This is a genomic window from Marinobacter adhaerens HP15 (assembly GCF_000166295.1).
GTDB lineage: Bacteria > Pseudomonadota > Gammaproteobacteria > Pseudomonadales > Oleiphilaceae > Marinobacter > Marinobacter adhaerens.
Map to the genome: position 1 here is coordinate 80,684 of NC_017506.1, position 14,462 is coordinate 95,145.

At 53.4% G+C, this 14,462-nt stretch carries 16 protein-coding genes; 6 read left to right on the top strand and 10 right to left on the bottom strand.

Annotated elements, in window-relative coordinates; all coding sequences use genetic code 11:
• Positions 1–567 precede the first annotated feature (567 nt).
• Genes HP15_RS00370 through HP15_RS00380 form a run of 3 tightly spaced genes read left to right on the top strand, consistent with a single transcriptional unit; the run spans position 568 to position 6,790 of the window.
• Positions 568–1,137: a hypothetical protein gene (locus HP15_RS00370; RefSeq protein ID WP_041644846.1), complete on the top strand. Its 570-nt coding sequence runs from the start codon at positions 568–570 to the stop codon at positions 1,135–1,137.
• A complete protein-coding gene (locus HP15_RS00375) occupies positions 1,134–3,443 on the top strand; it encodes a site-specific integrase (RefSeq protein WP_014575706.1) in 2,310 nt (769 codons plus the stop codon). Before HP15_RS00370 ends, HP15_RS00375 begins: the two co-directional genes overlap by 4 nt.
• Positions 3,440–6,790 (top strand): site-specific integrase, encoded by a 3,351-nt coding sequence (locus HP15_RS00380; RefSeq protein WP_014575707.1) that lies wholly within the window; start codon positions 3,440–3,442, stop codon positions 6,788–6,790. The genes HP15_RS00375 and HP15_RS00380 overlap by 4 nt, the downstream gene beginning before the upstream one ends.
• A 443-nt stretch (positions 6,791–7,233) precedes the next feature.
• Here the strand turns inward: HP15_RS00380 and HP15_RS00390 are convergent, their stop codons facing one another.
• The 4 genes from HP15_RS00390 to HP15_RS00405 are packed head-to-tail and all read right to left on the bottom strand — an operon-like array spanning position 7,234 to position 9,220.
• Positions 7,234–7,506 (bottom strand): hypothetical protein, encoded by a 273-nt coding sequence (locus HP15_RS00390; protein WP_041644849.1) that lies wholly within the window; start codon positions 7,504–7,506, stop codon positions 7,234–7,236.
• Complete coding sequence (locus HP15_RS00395; RefSeq protein ID WP_041644850.1) at positions 7,503–7,793, bottom strand: hypothetical protein; 291 nt, start codon at positions 7,791–7,793, stop codon at positions 7,503–7,505. Before HP15_RS00395 ends, HP15_RS00390 begins: the two co-directional genes overlap by 4 nt.
• Positions 7,783–8,991 carry an Arm DNA-binding domain-containing protein gene (locus tag HP15_RS00400; RefSeq protein ID WP_014575710.1) on the bottom strand — a complete coding sequence of 403 codons (1,209 nt, stop codon included), beginning with the start codon at positions 8,989–8,991 and terminating at the stop codon, positions 7,783–7,785. Before HP15_RS00400 ends, HP15_RS00395 begins: the two co-directional genes overlap by 11 nt.
• Positions 8,984–9,220 carry a hypothetical protein gene (locus HP15_RS00405; protein ID WP_014575711.1) on the bottom strand — a complete coding sequence of 79 codons (237 nt, stop codon included), beginning with the start codon at positions 9,218–9,220 and terminating at the stop codon, positions 8,984–8,986. The genes HP15_RS00400 and HP15_RS00405 overlap by 8 nt, the downstream gene beginning before the upstream one ends.
• 150 nt (positions 9,221–9,370) lie before the next feature.
• On the opposite strand from HP15_RS00405, the gene HP15_RS00410 reads away from it, so the two are divergent.
• Both HP15_RS00410 and HP15_RS22230 read left to right on the top strand, forming a co-directional pair.
• Positions 9,371–9,577 carry a helix-turn-helix domain-containing protein gene (locus HP15_RS00410; protein ID WP_041644851.1) on the top strand — a complete coding sequence of 69 codons (207 nt, stop codon included), beginning with the start codon at positions 9,371–9,373 and terminating at the stop codon, positions 9,575–9,577.
• Positions 9,578–9,627: 50 nt separating this feature from the next.
• Positions 9,628–9,765, top strand: coding sequence for a hypothetical protein (locus HP15_RS22230; RefSeq protein WP_014575713.1), 138 nt, complete (start codon positions 9,628–9,630; stop codon positions 9,763–9,765).
• Between the two features lie 510 nt (positions 9,766–10,275).
• Here HP15_RS22230 and HP15_RS00415 read toward each other — a convergent pair.
• From HP15_RS00415 to HP15_RS00440, 6 genes are all read right to left on the bottom strand, one after another.
• The gene (locus HP15_RS00415) at positions 10,276–10,902 is read right to left on the bottom strand and encodes an SCO family protein (RefSeq protein WP_041644852.1); all 627 of its coding nucleotides are present in this window, start codon (positions 10,900–10,902) and stop codon (positions 10,276–10,278) included.
• Positions 10,903–10,919: 17 nt separating this feature from the next.
• Entirely contained in the window at positions 10,920–11,276 is a 357-nt protein-coding gene (locus HP15_RS00420; RefSeq protein WP_014575715.1) for a DUF3703 domain-containing protein, read from the bottom strand.
• Positions 11,277–11,333: 57 nt separating this feature from the next.
• Positions 11,334–12,056 (bottom strand): cytochrome c biogenesis CcdA family protein, encoded by a 723-nt coding sequence (locus HP15_RS00425; protein ID WP_041644854.1) that lies wholly within the window; start codon positions 12,054–12,056, stop codon positions 11,334–11,336.
• A gap of 80 nt (positions 12,057–12,136) precedes the next feature.
• The gene (locus HP15_RS00430) at positions 12,137–12,814 is read right to left on the bottom strand and encodes a DsbA family protein (RefSeq protein ID WP_014575717.1); all 678 of its coding nucleotides are present in this window, start codon (positions 12,812–12,814) and stop codon (positions 12,137–12,139) included.
• Positions 12,811–13,245, bottom strand: a complete 435-nt coding sequence (locus tag HP15_RS00435) for a disulfide bond formation protein B (RefSeq protein WP_014575718.1) — start codon at positions 13,243–13,245, stop codon at positions 12,811–12,813. The genes HP15_RS00430 and HP15_RS00435 overlap by 4 nt, the downstream gene beginning before the upstream one ends.
• Positions 13,242–13,967 (bottom strand): cation diffusion facilitator family transporter, encoded by a 726-nt coding sequence (locus tag HP15_RS00440; RefSeq protein ID WP_014575719.1) that lies wholly within the window; start codon positions 13,965–13,967, stop codon positions 13,242–13,244. The genes HP15_RS00435 and HP15_RS00440 overlap by 4 nt, the downstream gene beginning before the upstream one ends.
• 69 nt (positions 13,968–14,036) lie before the next feature.
• Between HP15_RS00440 and HP15_RS00445 the strand changes: the two genes are divergently transcribed.
• Positions 14,037–14,444, top strand: a complete 408-nt coding sequence (locus HP15_RS00445; protein ID WP_041644855.1) for a MerR family transcriptional regulator — start codon at positions 14,037–14,039, stop codon at positions 14,442–14,444.
• Positions 14,445–14,462: the final 18 nt, after the last annotated feature.

Consider the following 14,462-nt stretch of genomic DNA (forward strand, 5'->3'; position numbering starts at 1 on the left):
CATGGAGCCGGCAGACCGTCTTCTGATCGCTTCCAGAGTGTATGCATTGAGAGAATCTGAGGTTCTTTCTCCGTATGCTCGTCAGCACTTGTCAATCCTGATGCCACCAGTTGTGCGTCGGTCTGGCAGCGGGTATTTGCCGATCGGCAATTTCCGAACGATAGAGATTTGTAACTCTCTACCTCCAAATGCATGGATCGGCGTGCTTGTGTTGCCATCGAATTCAGAGGTTGATGACAGCTTCCTCCGTGTCTCCGATCTGGTGTCGTTGATTCTCGACGGTCTAACGTTGCGGTACGCGAAGAAGCCATTCTTGAATCTCTGGGGCCTGTGCCCGGCATCGTCACTGAAGAATCTCTCACACGAATTCACGACTCGTTCCGGGCTGGAGCGGTCGTTCGGACTAAATCGAAAGCAGGAAATTCCAGCCAAACCCGAGATTCAGGAATCAGTTTGGGGGTGATTTCTCTCAAATTGACGAGTTCGTGCATAAAAAACACCGTTTAACGTCACCTGGACCCTCGCGGCCTTGAAAGAATGGGTCATCGTTTAAGGAGATTCCTGAGCATGACCCATTTACTTGAGAAAGAAGATTTGCAGCGGATTAGGTTTCGTTCCGTGCCCGTGAGCAGTTTGATCGCCCCACCGATTTCAGCCGAGAAACTTCACCTCATGGGGCTAGAAACCTCTTCGCTGACGGAGCCCGCTCAACTCTCCCTCACAGCGATTCAGGTCGCTACGATGACCCAGCCCATTCTGGTGGTTCGTAACGGTGCTCACTACGAGGTGGTGGGCAATCTCCGAACATTTGCTCTGGCAAAGCTACTGCCTTCTGATCATAAGGTGGGTGTGCTGGACCTGCGGGGTGCTCTGGCTGGCGTGAATTACCTGGCGCGTATTGCAGCGTTCCTAACAACCAGTGCTACGGCTCTCGAAGCTCAATCGGCGAATCAACAATTTCTCCAAACCTGGCTCCTGACCTCCCAGGAGATCTGCAAACGGATCTCTCCATCGCTTTCCTCTCGTTCGAGACTGAGACAACTCCTGAGAATTCGGATAAACGACCAGCTTAACTCACTGGCTCCTATTCAATCAGGCTTCGCGCAATTGCTGGATCAAGACGGAGGCAAATTATGAGAACTGATCAATGCATCCAGGAGGTCTCAACATACTGCCAACTGAGTAGAACCCAAACCGGATTGCCGTCAATTGCCCAGCTTTTGCTGCGACTCGACAAACTCACAGAAGGCGTTCCATCAGTTCAACTGCCTTCGGCGATCGTTAACGCGGCTGCAACGGTTGTAGAAGCAATCTCTGAAGAGCCGGGCGAGGATCACACTTTTGAGCGTGGCCTAAAAACAGAGTACCCCGTGCATGCGGGCCTGCTTCAGTTGTCGTCCCGAAAAAATCTCGATTCGGCATCTGCGGTGACGATATCGATGATTCTGGTCGCGACTCGTGAGTGGCGAGACCGTTTGGAGATAGGGGCTACCGAAAAAGACGCTAGCCGAAAAATGTTCTCCTTATCTGAGTACGACGTATGGCTGGCATTGAGAAAACTGCCGACAGCGGTCTTGGCCGATATCTCGGATAGTTCATTCGAGGCGCTTTACCGCAACATTGAAGGGGCGACCGCAGGGGAGTGTTACGGAAAAGGCCAACGTATGGACCTTCGCCGGGTTGAGCGGTTTTTCGCGCGTTTCCTGGGTATTCGAGAGCGGACTGCTAATCGAGCCTCCCGTGATTCGGTGCCAAAAGACGAGCAGCACGTTACAACCCTACTGGAAAGTGACCCCGAAACGGATTTGGAACATCCCAAGGTTTCAATATGGGAGCATCATCTCTGCCCGAAGGAACTCAGGAGAACGATTGCTTACAGTGAGGGCAATAGTGCCGCGGAGATCCAGAATGCTGGCAACTATTTCCGTGAGCAGACACCCATATCGCGAACGCACGGACAGACCCCCGAAATTGCCGCACGGCGAGTTCGAGGTCAGATTGCTCACATACGCCGAACCGCTCAGATGTTGCCGGGTCGGTGGGGCCAATTAACAGATGATGAGATTTGTCAGCTGTTAACAACCGAAGCTGGGTATGTGTTTCTGGCTGTTCCGGCCCTGAGAATCCTGAGTCTCATGACCGGGCGACCTTATGATGATGTTGCGAAGATACGGCTTGTTGCCACTGAGGATAATTTACCTCTGACCATCAGCCCGGATGACCTTTACGTGGTCACGAACGATCGCACGTGGGTGACAGGGGTTCTGGCACCGGAGGATCGCCGCAAAGCTCATCCTGAATGGGAGCCAGTTCTGCAGCCCCATCTTGATCGGTTGGTACTACCAATCACTGGATATTTTTGGGAGCTCCTGAAGGTGTTGGTCACGCGGCGCTCTCGGGGGCTATCAAAGCGCTCTGTGTCGCTTTTTGATTTGGGTGACGACACGGTACGGATTCTGAGCGGGGAAATTTCTTTGTCGGCCAGAAACGCCCCTCGCAGAGTGACGCGTACCCGAATAGAGCAACAACTTTATTCTGAAATCCTGGCCCTTGATGGCGATTTTGTAGAAGCAAGTTTGATCACCGGGCGGCATCCGCCTGGAGGCACTTCGGCTGCATTGTTTTACCACTGGTGTAATCGCGAGCACCTCGTCGCTCAATATACGAAAGTGCTGAAGCGATGGGAGAGGCTGGTAAAGCGAGAACAAACTGGAATTGGACAACAGCAACAACTCCGGCTTGACGGCGCAGTGGGGTCGAACCTGTCTCTTCGAATGTCGGCGATTCAGACCCTTTGTAGCGACTTTCAGAGCGATGTTGAGCGATGGCGAACCGCATGGGGGGATCCGGAATTGTTGACCGGGTTTCACAACGCTTTCACCAACTACACATTGTTCATGGTGTTGTTTCTCACTGGGTATCGCGTTGTCACTGACGTGCTGGATAAGCGCTCGGATTGGGATGAGGAGGCCGGGACGCTCGTGATCGTTGATAAGACCGCAGATGATATGGGGCATGTTCGGATGGTGCCGGTGTGCTCAACACTTCGAGCTCAACTGCGAGCTTACGAACAGCACTCTCAATTAATCAGAGAAAGATTGGTTTGCCTCGGTGCAGAGGGTTCTGCTGGTTTCTTGTTTTATCTCTCCCGCAGTGGGGATCTGGAAAGAGTGACACCTAGAACGATAAAAGCTCGTTTTGCCTGGGGTTACGGTTTACACCTGAATTCTAACCGGCATTACCTGAGAGGTGCTCTGCGAGAGAGCGGGGTATCTGGCAACTACGTTGACGCGTTGATGGGGCATTGGGGGATTGGCCGAGAGCCTACCGCCCGGTATTCGGGATTCGATCCGTTGCATTACACCAAACAGGTTGGAGCAGCTCTAGAGGAGATTGCAGAGCAAATTGGCTTCGTCGTTATTTCTGGATACGGGGAGAAATGATCATGTGGGCAGGATGGGCAGAAGTGGGTTTACCGACGGCGGAGCAGATCCGAAAGGCGGCTGAGAAGCGGGCTTCAGGTGGAGAGCCGAAACTCGGGGCAGAAGCACGGCAGGAGTCCCGGAAAAAACGTCGTGATTCGATGCGATTGAAGTTGATTGAGGGCCTTAAGAAGTCCTGTTCAGAGCTGTACCACGGGGAGCGCAATATCGTGCTGTCAGATGAGGAGGTGGAAAATTTGCGTGAGGCTGTGTGCGGGGGATTGATGGGTCAGGAGCTCCGGGACGCTAACAACTTGCTGGTGAGGGGCTTGTATCGCGGCACCCAGGAATTGGGCTGGCAGTTAAATCCGCCCTGTATGGTTCGCATTCTATCCATGGAAGCATCGGCGATTTCCTCGCGCTCCCAGGCTCTCTGCCAGGAGTACAACACCCTGAACAAGCGATTTTACGAGGATCTGGGCAATATCAGTACCCCGACCAGGTTACAGAACGATATATCCCTAGCGGCCGGTCAATTGCTATTCAGCCTGATCATGCACAGTGGATGCCTGAGTAATATGGTTGTTCTTCAGCTGCCGGAGGCAATACGCTCCGGCGCACACGTTCATGGAGACAGAGTCTGGCTGGAATGTCGCAATCGCTCCTCGAAAGCGGGAACCGTTGAGAGTGAGACTGATTCAGAGCAGGAAGATATTGGTACGCAGGCGCCACTCAAGTACGAGGTTGCCGCTGGGAGACCAGACCGTCGAGTCTTTCCTGTGCCCGTAACTGCGTTGTTACTCATGCGCTACTTCAAGCGCTATGGTCGTCAGTGGCCCAAGGAATCAGTCAGGAATCTCATCGGAAACTACCTGAGACACCTTGACCCCACAGTGACTATTAGCCGCAGTCCACACAAGCGAGTGATTGAGATCAGTCGTGCCAAAGCGGCGGTGCTTTTGCCAGGCGTACTGCGAACGTACGCAGAAACTGCTCGGCTGGCTCCGCCTATCTCCTCCGTCAATATGGCTCGATTAGTCACCGGCACGCATTGGCGGATGACAGATGAAGAAGAACTAGAGGCCGATGATATAAAAGCGGTAGAGCATGACCAGATCGCGAAAAAGACCGTATGCAGGAATCTCCGGGAATCGCTATCGCGACTGAAAGCCCTTCTGCGACAGCCGAATGTCAGTGGCAAACAGGAGGCCATGAGAGTTAGGGCTGGACTACGTGATTTCCTTAACGAGTATGTGGACCTGCATCCACTGATTGAAATGTTGGCGCATTGGGCTATTCACCTGTTGGCACATGGAAACAAGGGCGGTAAGCCCCTAGCTCCGTCGTCAACGCTGGATTATGTCGAGAAGGTAAGCAAGGCGCTGCTACCGCTCGCCTCCGAACTAGCATGTCCAGAGGAACTCACGGGTGAGCAATGGGAAGCGCTGTATGAGGCTGCACTTGAAAATAGCTCTGCTGCCAAGCCGCCTGTCGCAGCGCGCCTGGGGTATTTTCATCGATTTTTAGAGCAGGCATTTGATTACTCCGAAGCTGAGGTTGAGGGTACTGCTGGTTACGGGGATGTTGATGCTGCGATTATTACGCCCACCGAATATATTCAGGCTTATGAGTTGTTGAGCAAAGGGCGAGAAGATGACCTGTCACGCCTATGTGCTGCAGCACTGGTGCTAGGTTACCGCTGCGGCCTGCGGAGAACTGAAGCTCTGGGTCTGACGTTGAAGGATTTTGTGGGATTCGACACGAACCTGGAGCGAGTCGAACTACTGGTTCAACGAAACGGTTTTCGAGGGCTGAAAAGCTTCAGTGCTACTCGGCGCTTGCCGCTATGGGTATTATTGACCAAAGAAGAACTGATACTTATCCGCGCTTTGAGGGAACGACGGAAGGCTCAAAGTTCCGGAGACCTGAAAAAGCCATTGTTCGATTTGCCGGCGGGGACCGAAAGGCACCTAGTCGAGCGAATGGTCATGATGCCGGTTACCCAGACATTGCGCCACGTGACGGGAGATCAAAATGCACGATTCCATCACCTCAGGCATTCATTCGCTAGCCTCACGCTGCTCAGGATGCTGGAATTCGAACCGCTGCAAATAATTCCACAGGTCTATAGAACTGCTACGATTCAGAGCTCTCACCCTTGCGCAAATGCGGTGATGTGGCGAAAGGCCGGTTGTAGTGACACTCTGTCCGCTGTTTCTGTGTTGTCAGCATGGCTTGGGCACTCTAGTCCTTCTGTGACCATGCAGACCTATGTTCACTCGGCTGACTGGGCTCTATTTCAGCGCTTGTCGGACAGCCATGAGGTGGCGTTCACTCAGGCTATGCAGTCCAACATCACTGGTATGTCGCTCGGTGCAACTGAAAAGCACAACCAACGCAGAAAAATCATAAAGCCAACAGCCTCTGTGGTTCTGAACTCATTGGTATCTGCATGGCCGCGCGATCATTGTTACAAACTAGCAGCGAAACCCAGATCCGAGCCGGCAGTAGATTTTAATCCCTTTCACGGGCACACCCAGAAAATTCACTATCGTGCGCCGTACCAGATCGAGCGGTTGCTCACTGAAAAGTCGGACCTCAGCAACCTGACGGACGAGGATTATTCCCGTGTTGCTAAGATTATGGGGTTCAGTGAGTGTTCGATTTTGAGAATCCATAATAATGCCGTCTATCTTGCTACTTTGACTTACAAAGGGCGGGGGCGAGCCAAAGGCCAAGAGCGTAGCCGTTTTTTTACGACCAACGAAAGAACCAGGAAACCGCTAGAAGATAAGGATCAGAAAAAAGGTGATCCCCAACTGCCGTACTTTATTGCCCCGCCTCGAAAACGGGTTGTCAGGCGTTATGCGAAGCGATTTTTCGATGCGTTGATAGCCTGGCACGCCAGCGATTTACCCATGGCAAGTAAAGCTATTAGCGAGCAGCTGCGCGCTGCGCAACGTGTTAAGAGCGGGGTGAGACATCGGAAAGAGTCTAGGAAGTTGAATCAGATCGCCTTGTATAAGGCTATCGGGATTTGGTCGTGGATTCGGATTCAGGTGAAAGTTCCGATCGGCCATGCGACTACCGATCAAGAGTTAAAAAGGCACTACAGCCAGCGGTTCAAGTTGGAGGCAAAATGGATTTCTGTTGAGCGCGTAGTCAATCGTGAGGGGCGTTATGATGGCCTTTATGGGAGTTGGTTTCCGGAGGTTCAGCCGCCTGAAGAACTAATTCTCGATAGGGGCGGCAAGTGGGGGCCTACTGAACATTTTGAGGAGGCGCTCTTGTTTGCGGCGTTCTCTGCTGGGGCGTATCTCCTGGAGCCGGACCAGCTCCAAAGCGCCAGCACGCCATCAGATGATTGACAAGAGGCTCTCGATGCCGCCGTGACCAACCGAAAAGGGATCTAAGTCTGACGCTGATGTTGGGTGGATCCAGTTTCAGGTTTGGTAAACTAAAACGCTCGGTTAGAAAGCCGGAGGTTTCCACGAAAGAGAAACGACCAACAGAGCACGAGCTACTCAAAAACCTGGATGCTTTAGGAGCCCATGCTGACGAATTGGCTAAGCCGCGTCGTCACGGGTCTTGTCCGTTGGAGAGACTTAAAGGTTCCGTTGAGAAATTCGAGCGACCCACGGACCCCGCCATTCAGCCAGAAGATTGGGATGCATGGTTCGATGGGGAGGGAGTTTCAGAGGATTTTATGATGAACCGTCGAGAGAAGCGCTGAATAGGAAGTGCTAGGCATCATGGCGAGGACGAGGATCTGAGCCGCAAAAGGCAGCGTCGACTCAGATCCCACTCTCATTTAATAAGGGGCGAGTGTTGCTAGCAGTGCGGTCACGAAGTTCGCCGTCAGAGCCAGCCCCATGTCGTAGCAAGCCAGCCGGAACAATCCCCAGCTACCCTCTCGCGGAATCGTCTGTCTCGGAAGGTCGTCGACGATCCATACTGCTTCGGTCGCAACGCCCGTTGAATCGGTGAGCTCCAGCATCCAGCTGGCACCCACCGAAGCTGGAGTGACCAAACGCATGCCATCAACTCTGTACCACCGCACGATTTCGTTGGAATGATTGCTCATGGTCCAACCTCCAGATAATCCGTTAACAGCTTTTCCAATCGATGAATCAGCTCCGCCAATAACTGCTGATTCGTCATTCCGCGAAGTGTCGGCAGTTGAAGCCTGACCCAGGTTTCAAGCGCCTCCCTATTCGTGCGCTCGTCTCCAGCTCCCAGCAAAAGGACTAACTGGTTGCCTGGCGCAAGATTCATCGCAACAGCGATTGAAGACCCAAGATTCCGAACAAGTTGAAGGTCGGTGCCAGTTTGGACTGAGCGTTGACGAAGTTGTGCTGTGTTACTTCTCATCGGCAGTATCCTCCATGGGCTCTAGCTCAGGATTTTGAAATTGTGTGATCAGCAGGCGTTCAAAAGCGGATCCATCGCGACGGGTCAGGTTGGGCACGTAGCGGCTGTAAACGCGAAACAGCATCTCAGTGGTGGTGTGCCCCATCTGGCGCGCAATCCATTCTGGGTTCTCCCCCGCAGCCAGCCACAACGTGGCCGCAGTATGGCGAGTCTGATAGGGGCGCCGCTTCCGTAAACCCAGGTGTCGGAGTAGGGGATACCAAACGCGTTTGGTTACGTTGTTGTGATTCAGCGGTCCACCGGTCCGGGTGCAAAAAACAAAATCCTTTTTCCCGGTGGTCTTCTTTTGTTCGGTGAGCGCATCGACCACCAACTGAGACATCTCGATCGTCCTGAAGGAGCCGTCATTTTTGGTGTATTCGAGGCGCCCGTTCACCAAAGCCTGACGAACCAGGATCTGGCGCCGCCTGAAGTCCACGTGGTCCCATTGAAGTCCGTCAATTTCACCGGTTCGCATCCCGGTAAAAAATCGAACGATGTAGTAGTTCCGGAAGTCTGGTCGAACGGTATCGATGATCTGCCTGACCTCATCAATACCAAATGGCTCTACATCCGTGCGCGGAACCTTGAGTGATTTAATCCCGTGGTAGGGTGAGCTAAACTCGAACCGGTTGGCTGCTTCGCTAAGGATCATGCGCAAAGGCGTCATGATTCGGTTGATACGACTGGCTGAAAGACGGTTTCCTTTCCGGGTCGAAACTTTGGCGAGTGAAGCCCGGAATTCGAGAATGTCTTGCTTGGTGATGCAGCCAACCTCTTTTTCCCCGAACTCGGGATTGAGGTAGTTTTTCAATGTTCCCTCCACCGTGGTGATGTGAGACTGGCGCCACTGGATTTTCATTTCATCGAGCCAATCCTTAGAGAAGACCTCGAATAAAGGCGTGTCGTGGGCTTCCCGAGCCCTCTGCACTTCTGCTTGTTTGGTGAACTCCTCTGCTCGCGGGCTGTTGGGGAAGTAGCGGTGGTACTCGAAAGTGCCAAGCGTGATCTCCGCCTCAATTTTCTTCAGGATACTTTCCAGCTTTTTGCGATTCGCCGGCGTACTATCGAGAGTCGTCTGCTCCCGGCACCGTTTACCCTCATACCTGAAATCGAAAAACAGTTTGCCCGTCTCTGGGCGCTCTACGATCTTACCCACGGCAGACACCTCCGCCAGCCATAGGTACGGCAAAGGTTTGGCTGCTGGAGTGATTGAGCATGTCCTGCTCGATCACATCCCAGATATAGAGAATTTTGCGACCGCCGAACGGCCTGATGTAGTGCACGCCCTCGAGCAAAACTGAGTCTTTCAAGCGCTCACGGATGGTCCGAGTGTCGTACTTGATCCTTTCGGCTAGCTCTTCAGTAGTGAGATATTCTTGTGACATACGAAAACTCCTTTGATATTGTCAGCCGTGGAGAACAAAAGGTCTGCGTTACCCTTCAAAATGTTCTCCTGAAGATCATTATGCACTCATAAAGACTTTCTGCAAGTCTTTTTGATCTCCTGTGGGTTAATTTGTTCTTTGGTGGGCCAAATGATTAAGTGCCATCTGTCCAGACTGATGGGTGAAAAGAAGCTCAAGATTGTTGATGTGGCGAGGGAAACAGGGGTGAACCGGGGCACCATTACCCGGCTTTATCACGAGACTGCCAGCCGGGTTGAATTGGATTCGATCGAAGCGCTTTGCCGCTATTTAAATTGCGAGGTGGGCGAGCTTTTCGAGTACGTTGAAGACCGCTGAAGTGCTGCGCCGTCCCTCCTGCAAGTCAAAGGGTTATCAAGGAGAGATGAATGAGACGCTGGGAAAAGAACTTTGAAAAATATCTCGTGCACGAATCGCTGGAACATCTGACGCATTGGCTCGATGTAGATTCGACAAAGCCTGAACAGGATTGTAAGGATTCAGGTCTATTTACCTTCGCACGCTAGTGAGGTCCGAGAGAATGTTTATGAGCTCTCGATGGTGTATACCCGAGCAAGGCCCGTTCAGCTTTTCTGCTTTGCAGACTTGGCTCTAGCAAAGAAAGCCGTTTCCCTCCAGACAGCCCGATGAAGAGCGAGCTAAGCACCTCCGTCGACCTCGCAACCCCAATACTCAAACGAAAACGTCGTTTTGGCAGCCCTAGTTAAAGATCCGAGCGATCCATGCGATTTGGAAATGACGAGACCTTTTGAAGATTCGAAACTAAACAAAAGCGAACATTCGAGTCAGGGCTTCCTCCAGTGCCTCCAGGCAAATCGCATCCATTTCATCCGGTATCATTGCCGGAACAAGTTGGAAACGCTAAATCATTGCACGGCAGAGATGGAAGGAAAATGCGCCAGCGATTATTGTGCCTCATGCGAACAGGAATGCGTGGAGACTATCGGACTTGAGGATTGTCGAACAGGGCCTTTACAAACGCCCTTGCAAAGAACACTATCGAATCCTTCAGTCATTCAGGAACTTTCTTCAAGAAGGGCAACAAGGTCCTGCCGAATGGCTTGAGCGCTTAAATCTTCCGGTCGGATAAGCAGGCGTGGATTACCCTCACGATCAAACACATAAACTGCGCCGCTGTGAGTGACGGCGTAATCACCTTCTGCGTCCGGTTCTTCATGCCCGAACGTGGTCCGGTATCGCTGGGTAAGTGTGCGTAGGTCAGAGGTTTTGCCGGTCAGCCCGACGATCCTTTCACCAAAAAAATTGACATACTCTGCCAGGCGCTCGGGCGTATCGCGCTGAGGGTCAACGCTGACGAACAGCGTAAGTACCTCCTCCTGGTTTTCCGGGCTCAGGCCGCTAACGGCCTGACTGAGTTTTTGCAGAGCAGTGGGGCAAACATCAGGGCAAGAGGTAAATCCGAAAAACAGCATTCGTACCTGACCACTGTAATCATCGCCTGAAACCGGTGCTCCCTGACTGTCGATCAAATCGAATTCAAGCTTGGGCATCACGCCGCTGATGTCTGTTCCGTGCCAATCCGGCGCATCATCGCCCATGCAGCCAACAAGGAGGATTGCCAGCATCATTAATGCAATGGATGCAAAGCGCTTTGTGTGGTGTTGGAAGCAGGGTGTGATCATAAAGTGGTGTCCTTCAGTTACGTGTTGGAAGGCTTCTGGTGTCCCAGAACAATCGCCAAGTCTTCCGGCACCGCCATCGGTTCAAATGCGCTGACGTTGGCACGTCCCGTATTGCCGACAGGAACCCAGATTCGTGAAACCAGCAACGCAGCGAAGGCCCGAGCCAGCTGACCGAGAACCTCGCGAGCATCGCGCGTGTGCCAGCCGAGCCGTAGCATGCGCAAATGTGTTGTCGTGTGCGCTAACGCGAACTTCTGGCTCAGAATATGAGCCCGTTCAAGATGTCTGAACGCTGTATCGACATCGCCCTGATTGTCTGCATCAGCGGCTGCTGCCAGTTCTGTCAGATAGAACGCCTTGAGTTCACTGTTCACTGCTCGGTTCTCCTGCCTTATCGGCCAGCTGAGTGGTGGGCAAAGATTTGCCCGGGATCAACCGAGTCTTCCGAGTACCGGAAATGCGGATAACATCCATGATGCAAACCGGGTCATCTGTCCCGTCAGCACCATTACCCCCATAACAACCAGAACCAGCCCTGCCAGAATTCTCAGTGACTGACTCCAGCGGCTCATCCAGCGCACTCGCGCCCGAAAGTGCTCAATAAATAGAGCCGTTGCCAAAAATGGAATTGCCAACCCCAGCGAATAAACGGCCAGGTACAGCATGCCGGTTTCAGCATTCGCATGGGTGGAACTGAGAGCCAGGATAGCGCCCAATATCGGGCCAATACACGGTGTCCATCCGACGGCAAAGGCCAAACCGAGAAGAAACGCTGCCGTGGGCCGTCCACCCTCAAGGGTTTGCCCAAAGCGCCAGTCGCGCTGTAGCGCGGGCATGCTCCACCAGCCCAGCATAAATAGCCCCATCAGCACGATCAGAATGCCCGCCACCAGATTGGCTTCCTGCCGGTAGGCCATCAGCCACTGACCGAGCAGACTAGCGCTGGCACCAAAAGCGATGAACACCACACTGAATCCAAGGACAAAACAGATACTGAGCCACAGAGATTGCAGTCGACTCGAACGGTCTGTGACGGTGCCGCCCGTAACGACCGAGAGATACCCCGGAACCAGCGGCAGAGTGCAGGGTGAGAAAAAAGACACCAGGCCGCCAAAAAAAGCAGCCAGCATTCCCCATGTCGCAAGATCTGGCATTTCCGTGAGTCCTCAACTTTCTGAGTTCAGTTGACGGTGGAGGGCATCAAGCCCATCCGTGTTTTAATCGACACCGGTCGCTATTGCTGTGCGTCTGGGAGCGACTCCTGAACAAGGCGAAGTAGCGGTTTGGGACCAAACTCCGTGAGTTGGCGGCCATTCACGAAAAAAGTCGGGGTGCCCCGAACGCCGATGGTTTTGACGTCCTGCATGTCTTGATCAAGGATGGCGCTTATCCGTTCGGATTGCATATCCTCACGGGCTTGGGACAGGTCCAGACCGGCTGCCTCGGCCGCTCCCCATGCCTTGGCAACCTTCGGGTCGTCGTGCCAGGCAGGCTGCACCTCCAACACAGCTTCCAGCACCGGTTCATAGACATCTTGCAGGCGAGCTGCTTCCAGAATTCTGGAGACTTCCTCGGAACCCTGATGGAACAGTGTGTAACGCAAAACAAGGCGCACCTGACCTGGATACTCAGCAAGAATCTGTTTCACGATGGGGTAGAACGCCCGGCAGGCTTCGCAGGAGGGGTCGAAAAACTCAACGATGGTCACCGGTGCGTCGGCAGGCCCGAATGTGGGCGAATGGAAGCGTACCAATGCTTGTTGGTTCGCGATCGGTTCGGAAGCGACAACAGACTTTTCACCGGTGGTGGCCGTTTTTTGAGGCTGCTGGGGCTGTGGCTTGAACAAGACAGCGGCCGAAAAGGCTGCGATCAGCACGAGACACACGACAACAACGATGGCACGACGATTCATGAATGAATTCTCCGACGGACAAGCAAGAGCAGAATTATGATGGCAACGAAAATGGCCAGCGATAGAAACGGAAGCGGCAGCCCACCAAATATCGTCATTCCGTCACCCGAGCAGGACGGGCCAGTGGCCGTGCAGGGCTGAATGGGTTGTGGAATTATCCCCACATAAAGCAGTGAGTGGGCCAGAGCGAACAGGGAGCCAATAACAGCCAGCGGCATAGCGTAGCGCCAAACGTTGAAATCCGAGTAGTAGCAGGCGACTGCGAGAATCACCGCCAACGGAAACATGAAGGCGCGCTGAAACCAGCACAGAACGCACGGAGCCTGCCCGAGAACTTCCCCGATGTAGATGGCTGAAAGCGAGGACACCAACGCCAGTAGCCAGGCCGACAGCAGCAGCCCCCATGGAATCACCTGGTTATTGTTGGTCACCGGGATGGCTCTTCCGATGCACTGCCACACGTGCTTTGCGATGAAGAACAGCAGTTGTCTCCGGTAGTGGCGACCTCACCTTCGTCCGATTGGTTGGCGGATTCTGCGCCACCGGCACGCCATTCCCCCATACCTTCACTGATGACTTGCCAGGCGGAATGCAGGAAAAGCGCAGCAATGGCGAGGCCCACAATGATGTCCGGCCAGAGGGTATTGGTGAGGGCGACCAATCCAGCCGCAATGATGACACTGCTGTTGGCGAACAGATCGTTCCTGGAACACATCCAGGTGGAACGCATGTTGAGGTCGTCCGCACGATGACGGTAGAGCAACACAAAACAAACGCCGTTTGCAAAAAGAGCAAGAGCGCCGACAGCGCCCATCCACTCGGCGGCCGGCACTTCCTGTATCACCAGCTTGCGGATGGCATCGGCGACAACAACAAGCCCGAACAACAGCATAAAGCCGCCTTTGAACAAAGCCGCTCCGGCACGCGCGCGACGGCTTCGGTCCAGCACGAACAGTGTCAGTGCATAGACAGACGCGTCGCCGAACATATCCAGCGAATCGCCCAGCAACGCGGTAGAGCTTGCAATCCAGCCGGCGCTGAATTCCACCACAAACATCACTGCGTTTATGGCAAGCGCAATGTAAAGCACCCGGCTTTGGCTCGCTCGCAATTGTGTCAGTTCACCGGCCTTGTTTTCACAGCAGCTATCCACGACGAACCCTCCTAGTATTTGCAATACAACGATACAATAGGGGTTATAGTAACTATAAGGTCAATGATGATGAGCGAAAAAACCTACACGGTCGGTCGGTTGGCTGATGATACGGGCATCAAGCCCGTAACCATCCGCTACTACGAAAGAATTGGACTGTTACCGAAAGCGATCCGCTCGGACTCCGGATATCGACTGTACGCCAAAGCGGATTATTCGCGGCTGCTGTTTATCCGACGAAGCCGGGGGCTCGGTTTCAGCCTTGACGATATTCGAGAGCTGCTGTCGCTAGCAGATCGACATCAGGAGTCCTGCGCTGGAGTAGACGCCAAAGTTGAACAACAGTTGGAACAGGTGCGCTCTCGACTGAAAGATTTGCGTGCGATGGAACACGAGTTGGAAAGACTGAGTGCGTGTTGTGAAGGCGGGGTTATTATGGATTGCCGAATTATTGAGACACTCTCCGGCTCTGCTTAACCAATTTGTATCTGCCCG

Bases quoted from the DNA above. Each gene is read 5' to 3' on its own strand.
- HP15_RS00405 (WP_014575711.1), bottom strand. From the start codon at position 9,220: ATGTCACAAGAATATCTCACTACTGAAGAGCTAGCCGAAAGGATCAAG.
- HP15_RS00395 (WP_041644850.1), bottom strand. From the start codon at position 7,793: ATGAGAAGTAACACAGCACAACTTCGTCAACGCTCAGTCCAAACTGGC.
- HP15_RS00370 (WP_041644846.1), top strand. From the start codon at position 568: ATGACCCATTTACTTGAGAAAGAAGATTTGCAGCGGATTAGGTTTCGT.
- HP15_RS00415 (WP_041644852.1), bottom strand. From the start codon at position 10,902: ATGATCACACCCTGCTTCCAACACCACACAAAGCGCTTTGCATCCATT.
- HP15_RS00425 (WP_041644854.1), bottom strand. From the start codon at position 12,056: ATGCCAGATCTTGCGACATGGGGAATGCTGGCTGCTTTTTTTGGCGGC.
- HP15_RS00430 (WP_014575717.1), bottom strand. From the start codon at position 12,814: ATGAATCGTCGTGCCATCGTTGTTGTCGTGTGTCTCGTGCTGATCGCA.
- HP15_RS00380 (WP_014575707.1), top strand. From the start codon at position 3,440: ATGATCATGTGGGCAGGATGGGCAGAAGTGGGTTTACCGACGGCGGAG.
- HP15_RS00375 (WP_014575706.1), top strand. From the start codon at position 1,134: ATGAGAACTGATCAATGCATCCAGGAGGTCTCAACATACTGCCAACTG.
- HP15_RS00445 (WP_041644855.1), top strand. From the start codon at position 14,037: ATGAGCGAAAAAACCTACACGGTCGGTCGGTTGGCTGATGATACGGGC.
- HP15_RS00390 (WP_041644849.1), bottom strand. From the start codon at position 7,506: ATGAGCAATCATTCCAACGAAATCGTGCGGTGGTACAGAGTTGATGGC.
- HP15_RS22230 (WP_014575713.1), top strand. From the start codon at position 9,628: ATGAGACGCTGGGAAAAGAACTTTGAAAAATATCTCGTGCACGAATCG.
- HP15_RS00410 (WP_041644851.1), top strand. From the start codon at position 9,371: ATGATTAAGTGCCATCTGTCCAGACTGATGGGTGAAAAGAAGCTCAAG.